A 22,379-nucleotide genomic window follows, 5' to 3' on the forward strand; every position below is an offset into this window, starting at 1 on the left:
AACACCTCCTTTTTTCTATTTCTCTTCTTGTTTATCCTTTGTCGAATTATCCTTTTGTGATTCCTCCGCCTCTTCTTCTCCTTGCTTATTTTTTTCCTCTGAAGAATGTTTTTCCTTTTGTTCCTTGTCCTCTTCATCTGCTTTCTCAACTTCTTCTCTTTGCTTATCGGAATTATTTGAGGCTGGTGCACTAGAGGTAGTTTGTTCTATTTCTTCTTCTGCTTGTTCTTGTGCCTTTTGTTCTTCCTCCATTTCCTCTACATACTCATCGATTTCCCGTTGAATTGATTCAAGTTCTTGTTCTCTTTCATCCCCACTTAAGCTTTCATCCGCTTTAACGGCTTCACGATTTTTTAATAAACCATAAATAATTAAATCTCTGTCTTCTAACAATCTAGCTGTGTCAATAGCTTCCTCATAATCACCTCGTCCAATATCAATCCAATAAAGAAAATAACGATCATCCGATTGTAGTGTAATCGTATTTTCAACATTGGTACGCTGTTCTTCTGTTAGCGATTCATTCATGACATAGGATGTTGCTAGTTGATATTGAACACTATATGGCATGTCCTCCTCATCATATCCTTGGAGGGTTTCGACAACAGAACTAAATTGATTTTGTAGAAAATGCCGATTACTCTCTACATAGGCCTCTGTCTCCGGAATTTTGAAGAAAAAACCATAAACTGTTAAAAATGCAGCAGGTATCAGCAAAATCCCCAATGCCAACAAACTATACCTTTGAATATTCCATTTCTTTTTTGGAACACCCATAATGGTTTGTTGAAATTCAGCATCTTTGTTGAGTTGGTCATTAATAATATCTATTAATTGATCAAAGGATTCTGCCTGCATGATTTCTTTTGTTACAGTTGATAGCTCTATCGTTTCAGAATGGGACAAATAAGAATCAAAGGTATTCGTTTGATCCACAATAGTAGCTATCGTAGCTTTTGTCTCATTCCATATCCGCTCCCCGTCATCCTCATATGGTGGAATACTTTCCTTTACTCCGTAATGAAGAAAATGTGGCATTAGACCTTGGTCATACATCAAGTTCTCTGGACTAATAAACAGCTTCAATCGTTTAGTAGAATGACTCCGTATCTTCTGAACTAAATTATAGACAAGTTGCCATTTTTCCTGATTACTTTTCTTATAGATTTGGTATAAGGATACATATGTATGTGGAGGAATCAGACGAATAATTAACTGATCATCTGTTACTATAATTTCTTTTCGGAATTCAGGATTCATCGAATTCAGTAAATGGATTTCTAATTCATCCACTAGCTTTACCTTTGCACGGTGAAAAATAATATCAATATATTCCTTCTCATGAACAAGCTTAGCCTCTAGCTTGGATTCTAGATAAGTCGTCTCACTCATTGTTTCCCCTCCTTCTGTTCCCTTGTACCCAGTAGAAATGACATTCGATGGTTCTCCTATTTTCAATATCTCAACCTATAAAATTTCCACACAATCTCCAGTGGTTATTCCACATTCTTCTAATGTCTTTGTTCCAGTGAAAACAGCATCCTTATTTTTTACCCGGATCCAATATCCTTCTTTAGGATTTTCGTTCATTTTTACCGTACGCCACGTAATATCGATGAGCTTTTTGATAGGATGCTGGTTCGATAGCCTTAACTCAATCGGAGGTCTCTTGTAGTTATTTAGTTCAACCGTTACTTGGATGTACATTAACTCCTTCCTCCTTCTTCTAGTCTAGATGTTGATATACAATTCTTTATTTTAAGCATTAATATTCGCTTACTATATATATTTGCCTATCATCATGCATCAAAAGTCATGCTATTGCTTCAAATAAAAAAGTGCCAGCAAGTTAATGAACTGCGGCACCATTTTACCGTTTCTTTGTTTATCCGCGGATTTGACTTGCAATATTCGCATCCGTTTCTCTTAGTGTTTGTGCTGTAGAAGCTAATTGTCTATTAATATCTTCTAGAAGTTCCACCATTCTCAAGAAGGATGGTCTTAGCTCTTCATACTGGCCGTGGAATGCTTCTTTGGCATTACCTTCCCATACTTGGTGTAATGTTTCCATAAGACCATCTAAATTTCCAACAATGTTCATTACGTTACCGCTTTCTACACCATAACGTTTGGCAATACTTTCTAGTTCTTCTGGACTTAATCTAATCATCCCAGACATGTAATATGACCTCCATAACTAATTATAAGTAAATCTTCATTGTTATTATAGATGAAATACTAGGCTATTTCTATATAGATACAGAATATTAAAAAAAATGAGCATTATATCCTAAGTATTTTTTACAATTACTAGGATAATAGACTATTTTATGGATAACCTCAATAGTCTAAAAGTCTATTATCTCCCCATTATAGTTCGGCAGGAATATTAAGCATATCCCATGATACATACAGGAATAGTTTCATGCCGATGGAGTATCTTCGTATGTAATCGTCATTTGCTGTGTTTTCATATCGTCTACCTGCGTATCCAGTTCATCCACAGCTCCATTGATTCGTGTTTCTAACTGTGACAAGATACCACGATTCCGAAACATATACAGAATGGTTTCTAGCCACATAGCATCCACAACTTCCCCTTTTTGATCTTCACCGATAATAATATTATTCACTAAATTATAAAGCGATTGATCCAATTCACCTAACCGATTCTTATATTTTAAAAGTATCGCCTTTTTATGGGTAAGATCCTTACTTTCTAAAATTTGTTCCGTTACGGTTATCGAATGGTAATCTCCCATGAATATCCTCCTAACTAAGTTTGGTCCGTACCAAATAATTGGTCTGCCAAATCAAACATAGTGGAAATACGTTCATCTTCATTAAATAATCCTTCAATGGCTTTACGGTACTTCTCCAGATACGTATAACCGAATGTTACACTTTCTTGTAAAGCTGTCAATTCTGTATGTAAATCTGCATTATGCAAAGGATAAAATTCCTCATGCACATTAATTCTGCGGATCGTTTTATTTAGTCGAGGAAAATACATATGATTTCTTAAAAATTGTCGATATGTTCCTGGATTTGCTTCTATGTCATTAATTTTACTAATGACTTCCAATTTTTCCTCATCAAAACAGCCCTCTATTTCACTTTCTGCTGCGTTAGCTAGTCTAGCAATCTCTTCTTGCTTCTCTTGTAGGATCAGCTTGCCTTCTGTATACATCCTTAAAGATGCAGACAAATTCACCCGAATGTCTTTTCCACCACTTGTTGTATGTAAGACCATATCTGTACCAACATAGGATTTATCTTTATCAGAAAGACCATGCAACATCTCTGGGATACCATGACTTTCTCCGATTATTTCAAGAATCTCAAGATATTCCTCTTTTCTAAGTACTTCAAAGTAAGAAAGAATAGCCTCATAATGGTTTTTAATTTTAAAATATCCTGCAGCATCTCCACCTATTTGCGCGAAGAAGTACCCATTCCCTCTTAGCCCTTCCATATGATCTATTGTCTCAACAATTCCGTTTAATTCATGCTCAATGTCACCAACTACTTCAACGAGCTCTTCTTTTTGTTCCTCAGTTATATATCCAGCATCCATTAATCTTCCAAAGATTACATCTGCATTGTTTGTGACCGTATGAACTTGTTCCATGATGCCGGGTAATTTTTTATTCACATTAGCAAGCATTTCATCTGCTTCTGTCATATAAAATCCTATATAGTCCGTAGCTCCATCTAATTCCTCTAACACCCCTACATCTACACCAAGCAATTCATGAAGTGCCGCATCCGTCCCTCCATTATTAGAAGCAATGGTAAATCGAATAGCCAAGTCTTGGAAATCCTTAATAACATCATCTGGGATATCATCCATAGCTTCCCGAAGACCAGGATAATCTGGATTGGTATCAATGTAATTTACTTCCCCGAGGGTAAAAAAGCCTCTTGTTCCACTTACGGCATATAATGGATCATCCCTTGATATTAATTGATGGATGTTTTCTGCCTTATCGCTATAATACTCTTCTGCAAAGGTTTGAAGTTTCTCAGGATTTAAGTCATGGACTGCCATGGAATTATACATTGAAATGGAAAATTCTTGACGTACAGCTTGTCTAAATTTGTCGTCAGCGTAAAAAAGCTGATAGTAATTCGTTTGGGCCCCATTGACACTGTAGACTTTATCAAAGGTATCATAGACTAATTCAGCTGTTGCATTATTATTATGTGCTAATGAGTGAGATAGGCCAATAACAGGAATATTTTCTGCATGGTCACCTTCTCGGTTTATTTGGAATTCTTCAAGAGCATCCTCGACGAATAAGTCAGTAGCTCTTGTCTGAGAATAATCTAGACCTGCAAACATAGCTTTCATATTGTATTGCCAATCCACCATATCCTGTGTTCCCTGGGAAATAATGTATACCTCATTAATTTCCTGCTCCTTAGATACAAATTGAATAGCTGTCCCATCATAGCCTGAATCATCACCTTTAAGTTCAGAAGACTCAGATGAATGAAATATATTAATTTCTGCTTCCAGTTCTTTTCCATACTCTTCCAAATAAATTCTTTCTATCTCTTGGGTCATTTCTTCTTTTGATAAATCCTTATACTCTAAATCGATAAGCCTTAAACGGAATTCATCAATGGTAGCAATTGTCTCACCCATTTCACATCATTCGCTTTCTTTCTCTTTTTTTTCAAAGTGGATAGATTTCATCCAAGCAACAACACTTGGCTTTTCTTGCTCTAGTTTTTCTTGACATTCCTTGTCGCTACCTGAACAAGCTAGTTTATAAAAAATTTGAATTCCTCCACTATTAGATAGGTTTTGGAGATATCCAGCATAGCCAATCTCTCCATATTCATTATTATCAAGTGGGGCAATATAAAGCGTTCGTCCATCTAATTCTATTTTTTCGAATTCCAATTGCTCACCTGAACGCTCTTCTAATTGCTCTAGATTACGTTTTTCCTTTCCTATCCTATTATAAGAATAATAACTCACATTAAGGAGGTACCCCTTATTTTCTTCCTCTTCTACACCAACTAGATAGCCTTCGAATCCTTGGCTATTAGAATAGCCTCTTTCATCGATTAACCCATTGGCAGGAAAATCCATAGTATAGGCACCTTTGCCAGAAAGGAAGGGGTAAAAGCCTGGTCTCGTTTCTTCGGTCGATTCTAGAAATTCCCTTGTAAATTCATCCTGAAACGCTTTGACATCTGGTAAATCTTCTGGATCCATTTCAGCTGGATGAGTCGTTGCATTCCCCATTGAACAGCCTCCTAGTAAAATAATAGATACGACGACGAATACGATATGTATCCAACTCTTCACCATTTAGCCTCCATTACTATATTTTAATAACCTTTTATAAAAATTTTCATTCAAATAAAGTATACTCTCGGTGATTCACAAAGACTAGATGAAGGAGGGAAAATGAGTCAAAGAAACCATGTTCACTTTAGGTCTAAAGTGTTGAAGTTGGGGGAGTTCTAGTTCTTATTTCACTCGTTTCATAGTGGGGATTCTATTGTGACATGCTGCGAGAAATACACTTTAGTATCTCTAAATTATACAAATAAAAAAACCGTTCCCATGTTAAAAGAACAAGTTTCTATTAATCTTATATTCTAAATCGATAAGCCTTAAACGGAATTCATGAGTGGTTGCTATTTTCTCACTCATTTCACATCATTCGCTTTCTTTCTCTTTTTTTTCGAATTGGATGGACTTTATCCAAGCAACTACACTTTCCCTCTCTTGTTGCATTTTTTCTTGGCACACCTTGTCTCCACCTGAACAATCTTGGGTATAAAAAATTTGAATGCCTCCACTATCGGATAGATTTTGAAGATATCCGGCATAACCAGTCGATTCATATTCATAATCAAGTTGTGCGATATATAGCGTTCGACCATCTAACTCTATTTTTTCAAAATCCAGTTCCTGTCCTGAACGTTCTTCTAATTGCTCGAGGTTTCGTTCTTCATTTCCTAACTTAGTATAAGAAATATAATTCATATCCAATAAATACCCCTTATTTTCTTCCACTTCTACACCAACTAAATAGCCTTCAAAACCTTGACTGTTAGAGTAGCTCCTTTCATCCATTAACCCATTGGCTGGAAAATCCATAGTATAGGCACCTTTGCCAGAAAGGAAGGGATAATAGCCTGGTCTCGTTTCTTCCGTCGATTGTAGGAATTCCCTTGTAAACTCATCCTGAAATGCTTTGACATCTGGTAAATCTTCTGGATTCATTTCAGCTGGATAAGTCGTTGCATTCCCCATTGAACAGCCTCCAAGAAGAATAATTGATACGACGACGAATACGATATGTATCCAACTCTTCACCATTTAGCCTCCATCACTATATTTTTAATAACAATTTATTAAAATTTTCATTCAAGTAAAGTATACTCTCGGTGAATCACAAAGACTAGATGATGGAGGAAAAACGAGTCTAAGAAACCATATTTACTTTAGGTCTAAAGTAGTGAATCAAGGTCCGAGCTAGATTTTCCGTACTATTTTATTTGGATGATTCTAAGGTGCCTTGTAAATAATGATGTTGTGAGAATTAGTCTTAGATCCGTGCAGTTGCTTTAGCTCGAGCAAATAAAAAACTCGCCCTCATTTTAAGAGAACGAGTTTGCTAATATATAATATTCCCAATTAATATGCACTTGCATAATTAACTGATTTTTCTACCCAGTTAACAAAATTATCCATTACGGAATCAATGAATTCCACTGTAGCTTCATCTGTTAGGTTTCCTTCTTCATCCACTTTTTCATGAACAGATCCAACATATACTTCATTTCCTGGTAATGTCATCGTTGACACATTAACTGCATTTAAAATCTGCCGTAATTGTAATTGAGCTTTTACTGTACCCAATGCACCCATTGATGCTCCAACAATCATCGCTGGTTTATTTACTAATACAGCCTCCACTCTAGAGAACCAATCAATCGCATTTTTCAATACAGCTGGGATAGATGCATTGTATTCTGGTGTAGCAAATAAAACTCCATCACTTTCTTTAATTTTTTCACGTAAGATATTTACGATTTCTGGTGGGTTTAACTCATCATCCTGATTGTAAAATGGTAGTTCATGAATTGGTAGAATCTCAATTTCTACTTTATCTGCATATCTATTTTGCATATATTTAGTCAACATCATGTTATAGGACTCTCTACGGTTACTCCCAACCATGGCAACAATTTTCATATCTCTATTCCTCCATATGTATCTAAGTTTCTATTTTCATTTCTTTCTCTATTATTTCAAATAAACCATTCTATATCAAGTGACGTTTGTTTCACATAATGGGTAAATTTACTAGTTTTCTTAGTAATTGGTACCTCCTTCTAGAAAGGCTATTTTTCGTTTGATGCACAATCTAGATAGAATGAAAGTTAAATCACTAACTCAACTATGTAAACGGATAGGCATGCAAAAATAGATACGGTAAATAAACTCCTACCAGAATAAGCAAGTATTACCGCAACAAGAAAACCAACCAATCCTGATACGGTTGATGCAGTGGAATCAAGAATTGCGGGAAATATCATCACGGCTAACGTTACATAAGGTACATAATATAGAAACGATCGAATGTACGTATTTTTTATTTCCTTGCGAATTAATGTTAGCGGCAATAACCGAACAAGATAGGTAACAACCGCCATCACAACTAAATAAAGATAAATACTACTCATGAGCATCCTCCCCTATCGGAAACAGTGCTGCCGCAATTCCAGCAATAATAAAGGTTAATAAAATAATTTTTACACCAGTTGAAATATTTTGTAGATATGGTACGACATCAACTAAAAAACTTCCTAGCATGGAAATAACAATTAGATTAAACAATATTTTGTTGCCTCTAGCAGGAGGTAGAATAACAGCTAACAACATCCCATAAAGTGCAATACTTAAGGCACTGGTGATGCTAGTAGGTAATACATCTCCTAAATACGCTCCCAAAAATGTACCTAATGTCCATCCAGGTAAAGCAACACTGATTATCCCATATGTATAAAAAGGATTTAATTTTCCTTTCACTGCCATCGATACCCCAAATACTTCATCAGTTATTCCGAAAGCCATAATCATTCGGTGTCTTAATGGAGTATTAGGGTCAATTTTCTGAGATAAAGCTGCGGACATAAGAAAATACCTAGAATTAATGATAAGTTGTGTTAGTGCCATTTCTACTAATAAAGCCGATGTTGCAATCAAAGTAAGACCAGCAAATTGCCCAGCAGATGTAAAATTTGTAAACGACATAATAACAGACTCTAAAATATGAAGCCCCGCTTGCTCAGCAATTATCCCGAAACTAAAGGAAACAGCTAGATAACCTAGTGCAATGGGTAGACCATTAAATATCCCTTTTCGCCATTCCACAAAATTTGATCCCATATACAAGTTTCCCCCTCTCTTGTAGCATTAAATTGAATTGATTTTAACAGACAAATTGACATTAGTAAAATTAATTTTTATGATACATATATTAGTATTTCTAATATTATGGAGGTACCTAATGAATCGATATGAAATCTTATTAAAGGTAATCGAAAAAGGAAGTTTTACAAAGGCTGCAGACGCATTAGGTTACACGCAATCTGCAGTAAGTCAAATGATACAAGCGATAGAAGAAGAACTATCGACCACATTAATTTCCCGTTCCCGTAAAGGGGTTCATTTGACATCTGATGGAGAGCAATTTCTTCCATACATTAAAAAAGTTTGTTATGCCTATAGAGAATTGATGAAGAAAAGTAAAGAAATGCAAGGTCTAGAAACGGGGAATATACGAATTGGTACCTTTTCTAGCGTATCAAGCAATTGGTTACCAGTACTAATCAAGGATTTTAAAAAAACCTACCCTTCTGTTCACTTTCAGCTACAGCAAGGAGAATATACGAGCATTATCCAATATATCAAAGAAGGTAGTGTTGATTTTGGTTTCGTCAATCCTGAAGCGGTATCCGATCTAGAAACAATACCTTTACAACAAGATGAAATGTTAGCAGTTATACCAAGCGAACATCCTCTCGCCCAAAAGGAAAGTGTTACATTAAAAGAATTATCGAATGAACCATTTATTTTACTTGATGAAGGAGAACTAAGTGAACCATTAGAATTTTTTAAAGAAAACCATGTATATCCAAATATCCAATACAAAATTCACGATGACTATACTATTATGGCAATGGTGGAAAATGGGTTAGGGATTTCCATATTACCTGAATTAGTATTAAACCGAATGAACTATCAATTAGTAACGAAAAAAATATCCCCACCGATTATGCGAACAATCGGTATTGCCTTTACAAATAATAAGACACTACCCATCTCCAGTAGATATTTTATAGATTTCCTTGTGGAGCGATTTAATCGTTTAAAATGAACTTACATAGAAGAAAAATACACAAAAACGTTCATCCCTTAAATAGGACTGAACGTTTTTACTATCTATAATTAAAAGTCATACTCCGCTTCTTTAGCTTCCCGGACTTTTGTGTATGTTTCTGTTAAGATAATCGTATCCTCAAGCAAACGTTCCATCCGGAATAATACATCATCATTAATAATTTCTTTTCGATGGAAATCTTGCCCCTCTATGAATACATAGGATTGAACAATTTGTGCTTTCATATATGATAAAATGGGTTTTAATTGCTGTTCAGGAATTAAATAATGCTTCGATGAACCAGCGGTGACAATGATACTAACCACTTTATTTCGAAATGCCTTTTCAGGAAGTAAATCAAAAACATTTTTCAATGTAGCTGGTATAGATGCTTGAAAAATAGGTGTACCAATTATAATAGCATCTGCCTCCATAAGGGATTGAGCTACATATTTGGTATCTCCCTCATATTCTAAATAATGACGTCCATCACTAAACTGGAAATCCAATTCTGCTAAATCGATGAAGGTTGCATCTACTTCGGGATATTTATCTGTAAGTACATTCTTCACAACATTCATTGCGGTTCTAGTCTTAGAGCCAACTATCGAACCAGACAATCCTACTAATTTCAAATTCTCCATCTCCTATTTTGCTGTATATTTCTTGATAGCGGGTAATATTTCAGATCCAATGATATCAATATTTCTCTTCAATCTATTATAGGATACACCACCAAAATCCATTTGCGCAATATAACGCTGATGACCAAATATTTCATGCTGATAGAGAATCTTTTCAATAATTTCTTGAGGGCTTCCGATATTCATCACATCTTTCGGATGAGCACCTTGGGCAAAATGCTGCTTTGGAAAGCCTTGTCCATTGGTTAGCTTCATACCCTCATTAATGTGGGAATATGTTTCTTTTTGCGCCTGTTGTGTTGTTTCTGCAGCATAGAAGAACCCTGCCGTTGCTACCGGTAATTGTTCTGGATCATTCCCGCTCTTCTTTGCCGCTTCACGATAGGCATCGATTGACCTTTTGAAACTTGTGGCTGGTCCACCTAACGTAGCTAAAAACATGGGAACGCCTGCAATACCTGCCTTAATCGCACTTGACGGATGTCCACCTACTGCTCGCCAAATGGGTAAGAATCCATTTTTGGGCCTAGGAAGTATTTTGGCATTTTTCAGTGGTGCACGAAACTGCCCCTCCCAATTAACGACTTGCTGCTTATTTATTTGTAATAATAAATCAAATTTCTCCTCATATAATTCCTCATAATCACGAATATCATAACCTAATAAATCAAAGAGACCAATTCTAGATGCACGTCCAGCAATAATTTCCGCCCGTCCTTTGGAAATTAAATCAATCGTAGCGAAATCCTCATACACGCGTACTGGATCCGATGTACTGATAATAGTAGAAGAACTAGCAATTTTAATTTTTTCCGTTGCTTGAGCAATAGCAGACAGGACAACCGAATGTGCTTGTGTTGTAAAATATTCCTGATGACTTTCCCCTACACTAAAAAAGTCTATACCTGCCTGCTCAGCAAGCTGGGCTAGCTCAATGATTTCATGTATGCGCTGTTCTGCAGAGATTCGCTCTCCAGTATGGGGGTCTGGTATATGATCTCCTAAGGTATATAGTCCAAACTCCAAACCTTTACTAGGATTGATCCGATATTTCTCCATTTATATCAACCTTTCTTTACCATTTACCATTTACCATGTCAATTACTTATTATTGTTTATTTTTATTATGGAATAAAAAAGGATGGAAAGAAACAAAAGACACATTCCCATTATATGGGTAGATGTGCCTTTTCCTTTATATCAATCACGAAGTTTTAGCAAATAATACAGGAAATCCTAAGTCATTAATCATTTCCTCAATTTGCTTCGCTTCAATTTTATTTTCATTGTATTGAGTTTCTACCATTTTAGAACTAAACGATACATTTGCGGAGTATATTCCTTCTGTATTGTTTAATGTATTTTCAATGGTTGAAACACAGGATGGACGTGCGAGCGGTTCTAATTCAAATACTGTTTTTATCATGTTAGTTGGCCTCCTAAATTTAATACCAAAACGATTTTAAACCATTTCTCGAAAAAAATCATCGCCTCATGATAGTTTTCATTATTTGTACACAATTAGGATAACCTTTTATCAAAAATGTTATAATCCCTGTCTCCATCCTTTTACACGAAATCATTTTCATTGGGGAAAATTACATGTAAAATGAAACTGGAGTGAAATAAAAGGATGGGAAAAATGAGGAAAATTTATAGTGACATTATTCAATTTCGCGGCAATCATTATGATTTCGGACACATGCAAGGAATGCAGTTAAAGGACTCCCTTATTGTTAAAAATCGAAAAAAGGCTTGGAAACTAAGAAGACCTCGCTTTTCAGTAAATGAACAGGAAACAAAATCAATGCTATTAAAATTTGCTCCCGGGATTTGGGAAGAGCTTCTCGGTTTACGTGACGCATTAAACGAGCCGATGGAGAATATCTTAAGGGATTATAGCGGATACCGTATTGAACCAGAAAAAAGTGGCTGTTCTATTTATACCAGTACAGATTTTATGGTTCGTAATTACGATTACCATCCCAAAACATATGAAGGAAGATTTAGCTTTTTCGGACCGAGTGATAGTGGTTATGCTGTAGTTGGACCACAACAGCGAATTACTGGAAGAATGGATGGTATGAATGAATGTGGCCTAGTAATGGGGTATAATTCCATTCATCGTAAAAAACCTAAGGACGGATTTATTTGCCATATGATAGGTAGAATTATCCTTGAAACCTGCGCAAATGTGGGTGAAGCTATTGATTTATTGAAAGAAATACCACACAGGCATTCATTCAGTTATGTCCTGTTAGATACAGATGGTGTAACGAAAATTGTTGAAGCAAGTCCAAGATCTGTCCAAGTGCGCGAGTCCAATATGTGCACCAATCATTTCGAACTTCAAAAAGACGAAAACAAACGGTATTTAAAGGATTCTGAAGATAGATTAGAGGCGATAATGACACAGCAAGAGGATGCAACAGATATCTATCGTGCATTCCGAATGATGAATGACACAGATAAAGGTGTGTTCTCCATGGAATATAAAAATTGGGCTGGAACTATTCACACTTCTGCCTACCTTCCAAAGGAAAAGAAAGTATGGTTTGCCCTTGGCGGTGACCAAGAACCGATTATTTTTAACTTTGAAAAATGGCTACAGGGGGATGACGAAACTACCAAACAAATCCATGGTCAAATAGATACTAATCTAAAGTTCGCACATCTTGATTAATTATATTAGGTGCCTCTTTTGAGGTGCCTATCATCCTAGCTAAACATCACACATCTACTCATCTCATCTCCCTTTTTCTTTTCATTGTAATAAACTCCATTTCTTTACTATAAAAACTAGCATCTTCCACAAATCCCAATTTTTTATAAAGACGAATAGCACGTTCATTAAATGTAGCTACTGTTAAACGAATGTCCTTATCTGGATGCTTTTCTTGTATAAAACGAAGAATCCGAGAAAAGAAGATATGTCCCTTTCCCTTTCCAGTCAGTCTTGGTTTCATACCAATTCCAACATCGATACAATCCTCTTTATATACTCCATTTAGTTCGCCGTCAGGAATTTGTGCCGGCCTGCCAATACAAAAATACCCTATCAAATCATTATACTTATCGAGCACAACAAAATATTTATACGTTAATAATTCCATAATGGCACCACTTGTCAGGACATTATTATAGAAATTATATGGCTTTTCATATTTCCAGCAGAGCACATCAACGGCATACTTTTCTGTCATTTTTTTAATTATCAGTTGCATTGCTTCTCCTCAATTCTAATCACCTATTTATATATTTATTTTACCAGATGAATAAGGACGGTTCTACTTCATCCAAGACAATGGAAACGATACATCATACCTATACAGAGATGTTTCATAAGATAGCTTGTAATGGTTTAAATGAGTTTTCCAAAAAAGCTCCAGTAGCAACTCTAAGGCCAAGCACTTTGACAAATGAGCAAGCAATGACAGAAATGAAAACCCAAATAAATAGAGACGGTCTCACGCTTCTTTTACATAAAATGGAAGCAAGAGAACCGTCCCTATTATACAATAATTAAATTCTGCACAGGTAGATCATGTTCATCAACTGGAACCTGCTCAACTAGTTGAAGCGTACTTACCAATGATACGGTAATATTTGGGAAATCTGCTAGAAACCGGTCATAATATCCTCCACCGAAGCCAATACGATAGCCTTTCCCATCAAAAACAATTCCAGGAACAACCAATAACCCGATATCATTTTTATCAACTATGTCTGTTTCCTCTGGTATTGGCTCCATTAAATTATGATAAACTGCCTCCAGTTGCCCAAAATTGTCCAATCGATAAAAATCCATTTTTCTTTCCTTTGGTATGCATTTAGGTACACAAATCGTTTTACCCTGTTTCCAGCCTTGTTCTATTATTGTCCTAGTCTCCCATTCAAATCCATGAGATACAGTAATTCCTATCGTTTGTGATTCCTTCCACCAATCTGATGCCGTTAAGTTCTTTATGAGATGACTTTCAATTTGCTCTTTTTCTTTCTTTGACAAAGCTTTTAAACTAGTAATAATAGTTTGACGCAGTTCTGATTTATTCAAATGAACCTCCCCCCATAACGAACATACTTACATTTTAATTAATGATAAAACTTCATTCCTAGACTTACTATTCGATCTGAAGGATCCCCGTACAGCACTCGTTACGGTGTTTGATCCTTGTTTTTTCACACCGCGAATACTCATGCACATATGCTCTGCTTCTAGTATGACCATCACACCGACAGGGTCTAACTCCTCCATCAGCAAATCTGCTACTGACTTTGTGATTCGCTCCTGCAACTGTGGCCTTTTACTAATATCATCCACAATTCTCGCCATTTTACTTAGACCGATAACTCGACCATTCTGTGGTATATAAGCAACATGGGCTTTTCCAATAAATGGAACTAAATGATGCTCACACATTGAGGAAAATGGAATATCCTTTACTAGCACCATTTCCTCATGCTGTTCTTCAAACACGGTTTTGCAATGTATTGCTGGATCCTTAGATAATCCAGCAAATACTTCCTCATACATCTTTGCAACCCGCTCAGGGGTATCTTCCAATCCTTGTCTATCTGGGTCATCTCCAATTGCTTCTAAAATCATTCTGACCGCTGATGCAATTTTTTCTTTATCCATCGTTCAATGCCTCATTTCTGTTTATAAAAAATTTCCCTGATGTTATTCTGCTTCGAATAGCACCGATATAGTAAAGGGATCCAAATGCACAAATCACATCATGGTTATTTACTTGTTTTATTGCCATTTGAATCGCTTGATCATAGGAATCACTAGCTATTGTCGGTACACCATATTCTTCTATATATCCCGCTAAATTACCAGCATCCATTGCTCTTGGATTATCCGGAGTTACCGTTATAAAGGAATCGATGACAGGTAACACCGCTTCCACCATTTGCCGGGCATCCTTATCTCTTAAGATACCAAGAATTGCAACGATTCTTCTGTTAGAAAAATGCTTTGTTAAATTATCTACTAATGCTCGAATACTGTCAATATTATGTGCACCATCAATTACAATGGTTGGTTGTTTACTAATTACTTCAAATCTCCCAGGCCACTTGGTTTCGGCTAGTCCATCTCGTAAAGCCTCTTCACTAACAGGAAAACGCAATTTATTCAATAGTTGAACAGCTTCAACCACTACAGCAGCATTTTTCAGTTGATGATGACCAAGTAAACGAATTTTTAGATTTTTATAGGTTTGATAATGGAAAACCTGACCATTTAAATCAGAAAGAACGGGAGTTAAAGAACGTAAATCTGGCTTAATCACTTCATTATTTTTTAAAAGAGCCGTTTGGACAATAACTTCCTCTGCCTCTTTATCCTGTGGATAAAGAACAGTCGTACTACCTTCCTTAATAATGCCTGCTTTCTCTCCTGCAATTTCTGTTAATGTTTCTCCGAGAATTGCTTGATGATCATAGCCTATAGGTGTTATGACTGACATAAGCGGTGGACCAATAACATTCGTAGAATCCAATTTCCCCCCTAAGCCTACTTCTAGAACAACAATATCACAATCCATCTTATGAAAATAGGTTAATGCAATGGCTGTAATGATTTCAAATTCTGTTGGGGCCTCCCGCATAGACTCAACTTTTTCTTTTACTAGCTTTGTAATATTTCCAAGGGACTGATCCGGAATTTCCTCATGATTCACTTGAATTCTCTCATTAAATCGTTCAATATAAGGGGACGTGAATAATCCTGTTTTGTATCCAGCCTTTGTTAAAATATGACTAAGATAAGAGGCAACAGAACCTTTTCCATTCGTTCCGGCTATATGTATAAATTTCAACCTTTTTTGTGGATTTCCAAGTTTCGTCATCAGTTCACGTATATTATCCAGACCCAGCCTCATCCCATGATATTTTGGACTGTGAATATAATCTAATGCTTCATCATAATTCATGGTGTATACTCCTACCTTTAAAATTGTACAAAATTTGCGTTTACTTCTACTATTATAGAGTAATTAGGATAAAATGATAAGCAAACCTTTTAAAAATAAAAATAAAAATAAACAAAACGGATACAAAGTCAAAAACAGAAAAAAAGCCTGCCGAAAAAGCAGTGCTACTCCTTTATATTCCAAAACACACCTATGGTACCTTCTCCTCCATGAACAGCTAAAGAAGTACTAATCTCTCCTATCACTGTTTCGATTCCCGGAAGTTCCTTATTTATCCTTTTTTTTAATGACATTGCTTTTTCTCGTACATTCCCATGCACAATATTTATTCGTTTTACTGGATTCCTTTCGCACGATTCTTGGAGAAGACTTATTATTTTAGTAATCGCTTTCTTTTCTGAACGAATACGCTCCACTAAATTTAATTCACCATTTGAATCAATTGATAAAATAGGTTTTATATTAAGAAAATTACCGAGTAAAAAAGAAGTTCCTGACATCCTCCCACCTTTGTATAATTGCTCAAGACTACCTAAAACAATTAAATTCATAGAATTCTTCGCCAGAAGACGTAGTTCCTCAGCTATAAATCTAACCTCTTTTCCTTCATTCCTTAATTTTAATCCTTTCGCAATCAAATCTGTTATTGCAAACGATAGAGAATGAGAATCTATCACTTCTACATCAAATCCCGCTTGATCTTTACCAGCTATAGAACTAGAAATGGTACCACTTAATTTGGATGAGACATGAATAGCTATTGCATGGTCATAATCCCTTTTCAATTTCTCGTATAACTCATAGAATTTTCCGACATTTGGCTGAGATGTTTTCGGTACCTCTTTAACATTGCAGATGATTTCATATAGTTGTTTGCTTGTTAAATCCACCCCGTCCTCATACTGTTTTCCTTCAGAAATAACAACGATTGGAACCACATATACATCTGGATGAGAACGCATCTCCTCCGTTAAATAAGCAGTACTATCCGTCACAAAGGCTATTTTCTTATTCGTCAAATCTTAAACCACACTCCCTTATATATGAACCTTTCATGATGAAAGACCTTTCTCTATCTCTGTTGTTTAAAAATATGGCACTTCCCTCACCATACCATCTTTTACAACCATATAGTTAAAAGTTTGGGTACTTGATGTCTTTTCTTTCAAAAATTCTAATAGCTCAAAATAAGCTGAATGAAATATAAAACGAAGAACGTCATCAAACGATTGATAAAATAATGTGTAGCTGCTTTTCATCAACGGTAATTTACGGATATAGACTACCAATTGCTTCTGATGATTTAGCTTGTCGAATAAATAACCCTTCTCTTCTTCACAAATACACGAAAGAATATCTATTGCCTTTCGTGGCTCCTCGATTGGCCGAAAGATCAGAATATTACTTTGCCTCTTTCCCAAATAAATCCGAAACCCTCCTGATCTTTCGGTTAATAACATAAAGTCATCTTTTAATCCCGGTAGTTTCATTGTATGATTTCATCCTTATTTACAGAATTAAAATCTTTTTGTACGGATCCCACACATGGCGAAAAATTACGATTGGTCTTTTTAGTATGAACCAATTCAAGTTTTACTACACCTTAGAAACATATGGCAGTTCTTACCAATAGCGTACTTAACCGGGAGAATATATTTTAATCGATCATTGTTATTTATTCCTCTTTTTTTTAATTTTGTACTCGATTGCACTCCAGTATAAGGCTATGAAGACGGTTACTACAACGATAATGGTGAATAATAAACTATCTCTTGCTTCTGTGTTACTTAAGGCGATGATTAGGACAGAAAATAATATCGAACTAATCTGTAAGAATAACACTTTTCTCTTTAGCGTATCCATCATATCCCCCTTACTACAGCTACAAATGTATTCCTTATTTTAATATAGAGAAAATGGAAAAGTTTGTTCATATATTTCTTTTTTTCATTAATGTTTCTATTTCTAATACCTTATTTGTTAGTTTAACATGAAATCTTTTAAAGTCATGTGTTATTTTTCCAATATTCATAAATTATTTAAAAATAAATCATTTTCTATACTGAATGGTTGCAGGTTAGATGGGAAAAGTAAGTTGGAAAAATGGAAAGGAGAGAATGTACGATGAGTCGCGGTAAAGGATATAACCACAAAAGAAAAGGTCACCCGGGTAATTTCCCTAAAGATAATCTAGTGGAGGCAAAGGAACATAATCGTCAATTTGAGCAAGAAGAGGACATTGTAACACACGAAGCATTTAAAAACCGACCAAAAAATGATGAAATGCCATAAAAAGCGAAAAAGAGGCTGAGACATAACTAATGTGTCTAACTCAAAAAGCGAACAATGCACTAATTAGCGGAGAAAATATACGTAGATTCCTACGGGATGAGAGGCCTAGGTGAGACACCATAGTGCGTTAGCACGAAGGTGGCTCATCAGCCGCCCTAAGGTGCGCGAAGTATATTTCCGGAGTGGCTTTTCGCACCAACCGTTCGGGTTTTGTGTTTAAAAAATACTTTTGTCTCAGCCTCTATCCAATTAGTTATTTTAGTTCAATCGAAATAATATAGACCTGTTCATAGTCTGTTTGTTGCTTTAATGCCTCTTCCGTTGATAAGTCACTATATATGGAAATACCATTTTTATTAGAAAAAACAAGAGATGCAATGACCAGTTTTTCTCCAATGTATAGAGGAGTTGGCTCAGTAAGACCTCCCCAAGCGGATGAATTCAGCTCTTCCCTTCCCTCGAATTCCTTCATTTGCATTCCACTGCTTTGGCCATTTTCATCCATATGAGAACAAACCCATTTCTCCTCATTTTCGTTTAATTTTTGCCGTAGAAAAACAGTCCTTATTGAATTGTCATCATTAACATGAGACTCTAATTCTGCAAAAGTCCCCATAAGTTCTCCATTTTTGTAATAATCGATTGTTGTTTCTATTGCCCGAACTTCTTCATCATGAATGTTAACATCATAAGCAAAGTTTTCCATCGCCATAATTTGTGTAAGGTTCTTTTCATAGTTTGATAATTTTGCAGGTTGAATAGCTGCATCCCCTTCTTCTTCAAGGGGCTCTTTAGTCGAACACGCTGATAATACCAAGATTACACTTATCATCACCACTGCACATAAACGCTTCACTTTAACTCACCCATTTCGTTTACAAAACATCCTTTATTATTTCTCCTAGCAAAATTTGTAGCATCCTCATTGTAACACTCCGTTCCTCAATATTTAAGATGAAAATGCAGCATATTCTATTCTACAAAACCGGACATATTCCGGGGAGTTTTAGGTATCTTTAGGATATCGTTTTCAATAATGTGATAAAATCGTTGTTTTTCTTCGAGGAATGGACTATGGGCAGAGTTTTCGAAGGTATAGAAATGTTTACTTGGTGCTTTTACTTCATCTATGTATTTCTTGGCTTGGTTGTGTGTTGTTTCATAATCATACTTTCCTTGGAGAATGAATATAGGTACCTTCATTTCTGGTATGAGATGAATCAATTGTGACATTGCTAAATTTTGAATTAAGGGAAATGAATTCATGGCACCACGAAGAACGTTCAATCTTTCCTTCATCTTATATTCCTTACAGCGTAAATAATATTTCATAAGCTTTCCATTAGAAAAATTCTCCCGCATCATTCCTCCTCCAAATTGAATTAAATACTTGTCACGCAGCTTCCCATATGCCTGATTTTTATAATAAAATTGATCAACTTCAATATGCCGAATTTCCTCCATCGCTCGCTTATCTTCCCTATGTTGGGCCATTCTCCATAAGAAGTCTCTTGTTTCCTTTTCTGACTCCGTTTGATCTCCTACTTGACCAGTCCCAATATAAGCATGGAAAAATTCAGGGTGGCTACCCACAATAATACTTCCCAAAAAGGAACCCCATGAATGCCCCATGATATATATTTTTTCTTTATCAAATTTCTCTAGCAGATAATTTGTTAGAGCAAGCGTATCTGTCTTCAACTGTTCTAATGCAAGAGGCTGTTGGAGCGATGGTTTGTAATAGGACATACCCGTTCCGCGCTGATCCCAGTAACAAACAGTAAAATATTTATGTAAATTCAATTTTTCTCCCCTTACCAGTGGGTAGATAGGAAATCCTGGACCACCATGCAAAAATAATAGTACCGGATTTTTCCTATTTTCTCCTTCTATCATTAATCCCTGCTTCACACCATTAATCTCTAAGTATTCTTTCAAAAAGACCCCGTCCTCTTCTCGAAATGGGGATATATCGATAGACTCAATAAAACCATAGATCACCATCCTTCACCCCTCTTTAAAGTGGTCATTTTAAAAATTTATTCTTAGATAATCGAATTTATCACTTCTTTTTTCAGATAGACTGTTATTTTCTTGATTATTCACCTAAAAATTTACACAATTCATACTCATGAAATAATAGAAAAATTTTGCTAGTATAAAAGAAAGGGGGAATTGATAATGAGATTTGCGGTCATGACAGACATTCATGGTAATGCTTCTGCACTAAGAGCGGTACTCAATGATATTGATCAAAAGAAACTAGATCATCTCTTCTGTTTGGGAGATTTGATTGGGATTGGTTATAATACAAATGAAGTTTTAGAGTTATTATTTTCTAGAGACGATATTTCTATTATTTCCGGAAATCACGATGAGTCGGTACTAGCTATGTTGAAAGACGAGCCACACCCCAAAGCCCTTCAAGTAGTTCGTGAACATCATAAGTGGATTGGTGATCGATTAAATCCTAAATATATTCCACTATTAGAGCAATTGCCAAGAACCATTCATAAAACGATAAACGGACAACAATGCTTCTTTTCGCATTACTATATCGAACCACAAAAACTCAACCAACACATCAGTGCAAATCCATTTCATGAAATTGTTGAACCTAGTCTTCCTAACCTAGAGCAGCTATTTAATGGAGTGGATACCGACCTAATTTGCTTTGGTCATCATCATCCGCTTCATTTTTTTAAGGGAGAACGAACAACTTTCTTAAATCCAGGTGCTTTAGGATGTAATCACAAACCCATTGCACCTTATGCCGTCGTTACGTTAGAGGATAACGGCTCCATATCAGTTGATTTTGAGGAAATTTATTATGATAATAAAAACTTTCTGTTAGGTTATGAAAAATGGAATGTACCTGAGAGAGAATTTCTAATTAAAGCCTTCCATGGAAATCAGCTTTCTAAAAACTCATAACGAGTAAATATACATGGAGAGAAAAGCAATTTGCTTAGTATCTCCATGAAACTTAGGTCATATAGTGAGCTAACCTCCATCCCGCATTATGGAACTTTATTTTTTTCTTCGGATTTTTATTCTAATTTTCTTTTTTCCATCAAAAATTAAATTAGAACATGCAAGTATCAGCGATACAATTAACTCTGTTTCAACTGGAACCGTTATACGAACCATCATTTCGTCCACAATAAAAATCGCCAACCAAAGAAACAATGTCTCAAACATAATTTTCAAAGTTATTATTTTTTTCTTCTCTTTATAATAGGCTGTAGAAATAATAATACTTGCTTGAGCAAATAAGTTTGTAAAAAATCCTAGAATAAAAAAGAAGATTAGAAATAAAAATAAGGTTCCTAATGATTCATACTGCACATTAAACACATTAAAAACACCTACAAAACCAAAGAAATAGGCGGCAACAACAAGTAAAAATGCACCCATAACTAATAAACCTATTGATGTTACAACAACTAGCTTGCCACCAATTCTCATTTTTCGAAATGAATGATCTCTTTTTCGCATGAAAACATCCTAACTAATTATATTAATGCCAATATACTACTTTATTCACTCAAATAAAAGATTATGATCCTATGTTTCTATTTTCAGTACTTTCAAATTCGGAACCATGAACATGAAGTACCATTTTGATGGAATGAATGGGATATCCACCCAATTCATCTTCGTATTCATCTACCTCTTCGAATCCTTTTTTCTTGTAAAACCTCATCCCAATATGATTGTTCTTTTCTACATTTAATTGGATTTTCGTTGCACCAAGCTCTTCGACACCTTTCTGTAAAAAGTGAGATCCAATACCCATACCCTGATATTCCGGATAAATATAGATGGCACCGAGAATGGTTGAGCCATCTCTAGATACAGGGGAATAGTTAGCAAATCCAACTACTTTCCCTTCCACTTCTGCTACGAAAATAGTAGTATGTTTTAACCTTCGTTTCATCGTTTTACAGCTGTATGCATCCTTCAGAAAGTTATTCTGAATGTCTACCGGGATGATTCCTTCATATGTACTATTCCAGCTAATTTTGGCTACATGCTGTACCTCCGATATGTCTTTCTTTTTCATGAGACGAATGACGTATTCCACT

At 35.6% G+C, this 22,379-nt stretch carries 29 protein-coding genes; 5 read left to right on the top strand and 24 right to left on the bottom strand.

Features of this window, described 5'->3' with window-relative positions; genetic code table 11:
- Nucleotides 1-15: 15 nt before the first annotated feature.
- The 10 genes from essB to CAO17_RS11560 all read right to left on the bottom strand — a co-directional run bounded on the left by essB (nucleotide 16) and on the right by CAO17_RS11560 (nucleotide 8,422).
- Complete coding sequence (gene essB / locus CAO17_RS11515) at nucleotides 16-1,392, bottom strand: type VII secretion protein EssB (RefSeq protein ID WP_085992897.1); 1,377 nt, start codon at nucleotides 1,390-1,392, stop codon at nucleotides 16-18.
- A gap of 75 nt (nucleotides 1,393-1,467) precedes the next feature.
- Complete coding sequence (gene yukD / locus CAO17_RS11520; protein WP_085992898.1) at nucleotides 1,468-1,707, bottom strand: ESX secretion system protein YukD; 240 nt, start codon at nucleotides 1,705-1,707, stop codon at nucleotides 1,468-1,470.
- A 178-nt stretch (nucleotides 1,708-1,885) separates the two neighbouring features.
- Entirely contained in the window at nucleotides 1,886-2,179 is a 294-nt protein-coding gene (locus CAO17_RS11525) for a WXG100 family type VII secretion target (RefSeq protein ID WP_085992899.1), read from the bottom strand.
- A gap of 244 nt (nucleotides 2,180-2,423) precedes the next feature.
- The gene (locus CAO17_RS11530) at nucleotides 2,424-2,762 is read right to left on the bottom strand and encodes a hypothetical protein (protein ID WP_085992900.1); all 339 of its coding nucleotides are present in this window, start codon (nucleotides 2,760-2,762) and stop codon (nucleotides 2,424-2,426) included.
- A gap of 14 nt (nucleotides 2,763-2,776) precedes the next feature.
- Nucleotides 2,777-4,651, bottom strand: a complete 1,875-nt coding sequence (locus CAO17_RS11535; protein ID WP_085992901.1) for a DUF6792 domain-containing protein — start codon at nucleotides 4,649-4,651, stop codon at nucleotides 2,777-2,779.
- 6 nt (nucleotides 4,652-4,657) lie between these two features.
- Nucleotides 4,658-5,260, bottom strand: coding sequence for a hypothetical protein (locus tag CAO17_RS11540; RefSeq protein ID WP_085992902.1), 603 nt, complete (start codon nucleotides 5,258-5,260; stop codon nucleotides 4,658-4,660).
- A gap of 420 nt (nucleotides 5,261-5,680) precedes the next feature.
- Nucleotides 5,681-6,280, bottom strand: coding sequence for a hypothetical protein (locus tag CAO17_RS11545; RefSeq protein ID WP_085992903.1), 600 nt, complete (start codon nucleotides 6,278-6,280; stop codon nucleotides 5,681-5,683).
- Between the two features lie 384 nt (nucleotides 6,281-6,664).
- Nucleotides 6,665-7,225, bottom strand: a complete 561-nt coding sequence (locus CAO17_RS11550) for an NADPH-dependent FMN reductase (RefSeq protein ID WP_085992904.1) — start codon at nucleotides 7,223-7,225, stop codon at nucleotides 6,665-6,667.
- 188 nt (nucleotides 7,226-7,413) lie between these two features.
- On the bottom strand, nucleotides 7,414-7,716 hold the full coding sequence (locus CAO17_RS11555) for an AzlD domain-containing protein (protein WP_245831832.1): 303 nt from the start codon (nucleotides 7,714-7,716) through the stop codon (nucleotides 7,414-7,416).
- Nucleotides 7,709-8,422 (bottom strand): AzlC family ABC transporter permease, encoded by a 714-nt coding sequence (locus CAO17_RS11560; protein ID WP_085992906.1) that lies wholly within the window; start codon nucleotides 8,420-8,422, stop codon nucleotides 7,709-7,711. The genes CAO17_RS11555 and CAO17_RS11560 overlap by 8 nt, the downstream gene beginning before the upstream one ends.
- A 121-nt stretch (nucleotides 8,423-8,543) precedes the next feature.
- Here CAO17_RS11560 and CAO17_RS11565 point away from each other — a divergent pair, with 121 nt between their 5' ends.
- Nucleotides 8,544-9,413, top strand: a complete 870-nt coding sequence (locus CAO17_RS11565) for a LysR family transcriptional regulator (RefSeq protein ID WP_085992907.1) — start codon at nucleotides 8,544-8,546, stop codon at nucleotides 9,411-9,413.
- A 71-nt stretch (nucleotides 9,414-9,484) separates the two neighbouring features.
- On the opposite strand, the gene CAO17_RS11570 is transcribed toward CAO17_RS11565, so the two are convergent.
- From CAO17_RS11570 to CAO17_RS11580, 3 genes are all read right to left on the bottom strand, one after another.
- On the bottom strand, nucleotides 9,485-10,051 hold the full coding sequence (locus tag CAO17_RS11570; RefSeq protein ID WP_085992908.1) for an NADPH-dependent FMN reductase: 567 nt from the start codon (nucleotides 10,049-10,051) through the stop codon (nucleotides 9,485-9,487).
- 12 nt (nucleotides 10,052-10,063) lie between these two features.
- Nucleotides 10,064-11,119, bottom strand: coding sequence for an LLM class flavin-dependent oxidoreductase (locus tag CAO17_RS11575; RefSeq protein WP_085992909.1), 1,056 nt, complete (start codon nucleotides 11,117-11,119; stop codon nucleotides 10,064-10,066).
- 145 nt (nucleotides 11,120-11,264) lie between these two features.
- Complete coding sequence (locus CAO17_RS11580) at nucleotides 11,265-11,486, bottom strand: heavy-metal-associated domain-containing protein (RefSeq protein ID WP_085992910.1); 222 nt, start codon at nucleotides 11,484-11,486, stop codon at nucleotides 11,265-11,267.
- 216 nt (nucleotides 11,487-11,702) lie between these two features.
- Here CAO17_RS11580 and CAO17_RS11585 point away from each other — a divergent pair, with 216 nt between their 5' ends.
- A complete protein-coding gene (locus CAO17_RS11585) occupies nucleotides 11,703-12,743 on the top strand; it encodes a C45 family autoproteolytic acyltransferase/hydrolase (protein WP_085994469.1) in 1,041 nt (346 codons plus the stop codon).
- A 58-nt stretch (nucleotides 12,744-12,801) separates the two neighbouring features.
- Here CAO17_RS11585 and CAO17_RS11590 read toward each other — a convergent pair whose 3' ends face one another.
- Nucleotides 12,802-13,284, bottom strand: a complete 483-nt coding sequence (locus tag CAO17_RS11590) for a GNAT family N-acetyltransferase (protein WP_085992911.1) — start codon at nucleotides 13,282-13,284, stop codon at nucleotides 12,802-12,804.
- 80 nt (nucleotides 13,285-13,364) lie between these two features.
- Between CAO17_RS11590 and CAO17_RS21400 the strand changes: the two genes are divergently transcribed.
- Nucleotides 13,365-13,586, top strand: coding sequence for a hypothetical protein (locus CAO17_RS21400; RefSeq protein ID WP_085992912.1), 222 nt, complete (start codon nucleotides 13,365-13,367; stop codon nucleotides 13,584-13,586).
- On the opposite strand, the gene CAO17_RS11600 is transcribed toward CAO17_RS21400, so the two are convergent.
- The 6 genes from CAO17_RS11600 to CAO17_RS11625 all read right to left on the bottom strand — a co-directional run bounded on the left by CAO17_RS11600 (nucleotide 13,572) and on the right by CAO17_RS11625 (nucleotide 17,862).
- Entirely contained in the window at nucleotides 13,572-14,114 is a 543-nt protein-coding gene (locus CAO17_RS11600) for a 5-formyltetrahydrofolate cyclo-ligase (protein ID WP_085992913.1), read from the bottom strand. The genes CAO17_RS21400 and CAO17_RS11600 overlap by 15 nt on opposite strands.
- A gap of 27 nt (nucleotides 14,115-14,141) precedes the next feature.
- Nucleotides 14,142-14,699 (bottom strand): GTP cyclohydrolase I FolE, encoded by a 558-nt coding sequence (gene folE, locus CAO17_RS11605; protein ID WP_085992914.1) that lies wholly within the window; start codon nucleotides 14,697-14,699, stop codon nucleotides 14,142-14,144.
- A complete protein-coding gene (locus CAO17_RS11610) occupies nucleotides 14,692-15,999 on the bottom strand; it encodes a bifunctional folylpolyglutamate synthase/dihydrofolate synthase (RefSeq protein ID WP_085992915.1) in 1,308 nt (435 codons plus the stop codon). Before CAO17_RS11610 ends, folE begins: the two co-directional genes overlap by 8 nt.
- Nucleotides 16,000-16,163: 164 nt before the next feature.
- Nucleotides 16,164-17,018 carry a DegV family protein gene (locus CAO17_RS11615; RefSeq protein WP_085992916.1) on the bottom strand — a complete coding sequence of 285 codons (855 nt, stop codon included), beginning with the start codon at nucleotides 17,016-17,018 and terminating at the stop codon, nucleotides 16,164-16,166.
- A gap of 66 nt (nucleotides 17,019-17,084) precedes the next feature.
- The gene (locus CAO17_RS11620) at nucleotides 17,085-17,489 is read right to left on the bottom strand and encodes a hypothetical protein (RefSeq protein ID WP_085992917.1); all 405 of its coding nucleotides are present in this window, start codon (nucleotides 17,487-17,489) and stop codon (nucleotides 17,085-17,087) included.
- A 181-nt stretch (nucleotides 17,490-17,670) separates the two neighbouring features.
- Nucleotides 17,671-17,862, bottom strand: coding sequence for a hypothetical protein (locus CAO17_RS11625; protein WP_085992918.1), 192 nt, complete (start codon nucleotides 17,860-17,862; stop codon nucleotides 17,671-17,673).
- Nucleotides 17,863-18,123: 261 nt separating this feature from the next.
- Between CAO17_RS11625 and CAO17_RS21065 the strand changes: the two genes are divergently transcribed.
- Nucleotides 18,124-18,291: a hypothetical protein gene (locus CAO17_RS21065; RefSeq protein ID WP_179151942.1), complete on the top strand. Its 168-nt coding sequence runs from the start codon at nucleotides 18,124-18,126 to the stop codon at nucleotides 18,289-18,291.
- A 253-nt stretch (nucleotides 18,292-18,544) separates the two neighbouring features.
- Here the strand turns inward: CAO17_RS21065 and CAO17_RS11630 are convergent, their stop codons facing one another.
- Together CAO17_RS11630 and CAO17_RS11635 are read right to left on the bottom strand one after the other, a co-directional pair.
- Nucleotides 18,545-19,147 (bottom strand): hypothetical protein, encoded by a 603-nt coding sequence (locus CAO17_RS11630; protein ID WP_085992919.1) that lies wholly within the window; start codon nucleotides 19,145-19,147, stop codon nucleotides 18,545-18,547.
- Between the two features lie 116 nt (nucleotides 19,148-19,263).
- Entirely contained in the window at nucleotides 19,264-20,295 is a 1,032-nt protein-coding gene (locus CAO17_RS11635) for an alpha/beta fold hydrolase (RefSeq protein ID WP_085992920.1), read from the bottom strand.
- Between the two features lie 177 nt (nucleotides 20,296-20,472).
- Here CAO17_RS11635 and CAO17_RS11640 point away from each other — a divergent pair, with 177 nt between their 5' ends.
- On the top strand, nucleotides 20,473-21,225 hold the full coding sequence (locus CAO17_RS11640) for a metallophosphoesterase family protein (protein WP_085992921.1): 753 nt from the start codon (nucleotides 20,473-20,475) through the stop codon (nucleotides 21,223-21,225).
- A 96-nt stretch (nucleotides 21,226-21,321) separates the two neighbouring features.
- Here CAO17_RS11640 and CAO17_RS11645 read toward each other — a convergent pair whose 3' ends face one another.
- Nucleotides 21,322-21,789 (bottom strand): YrvL family regulatory protein, encoded by a 468-nt coding sequence (locus tag CAO17_RS11645; protein ID WP_085992922.1) that lies wholly within the window; start codon nucleotides 21,787-21,789, stop codon nucleotides 21,322-21,324.
- A 61-nt stretch (nucleotides 21,790-21,850) separates the two neighbouring features.
- Nucleotides 21,851-22,357 (bottom strand): GNAT family N-acetyltransferase, encoded by a 507-nt coding sequence (locus CAO17_RS11650; RefSeq protein WP_425435881.1) that lies wholly within the window; start codon nucleotides 22,355-22,357, stop codon nucleotides 21,851-21,853.
- Nucleotides 22,358-22,379: the final 22 nt, after the last annotated feature.

It is taken from the genome of Oceanobacillus senegalensis, from assembly GCF_900176885.1.
GTDB lineage: Bacteria > Bacillota > Bacilli > Bacillales > Amphibacillaceae > Oceanobacillus > Oceanobacillus senegalensis.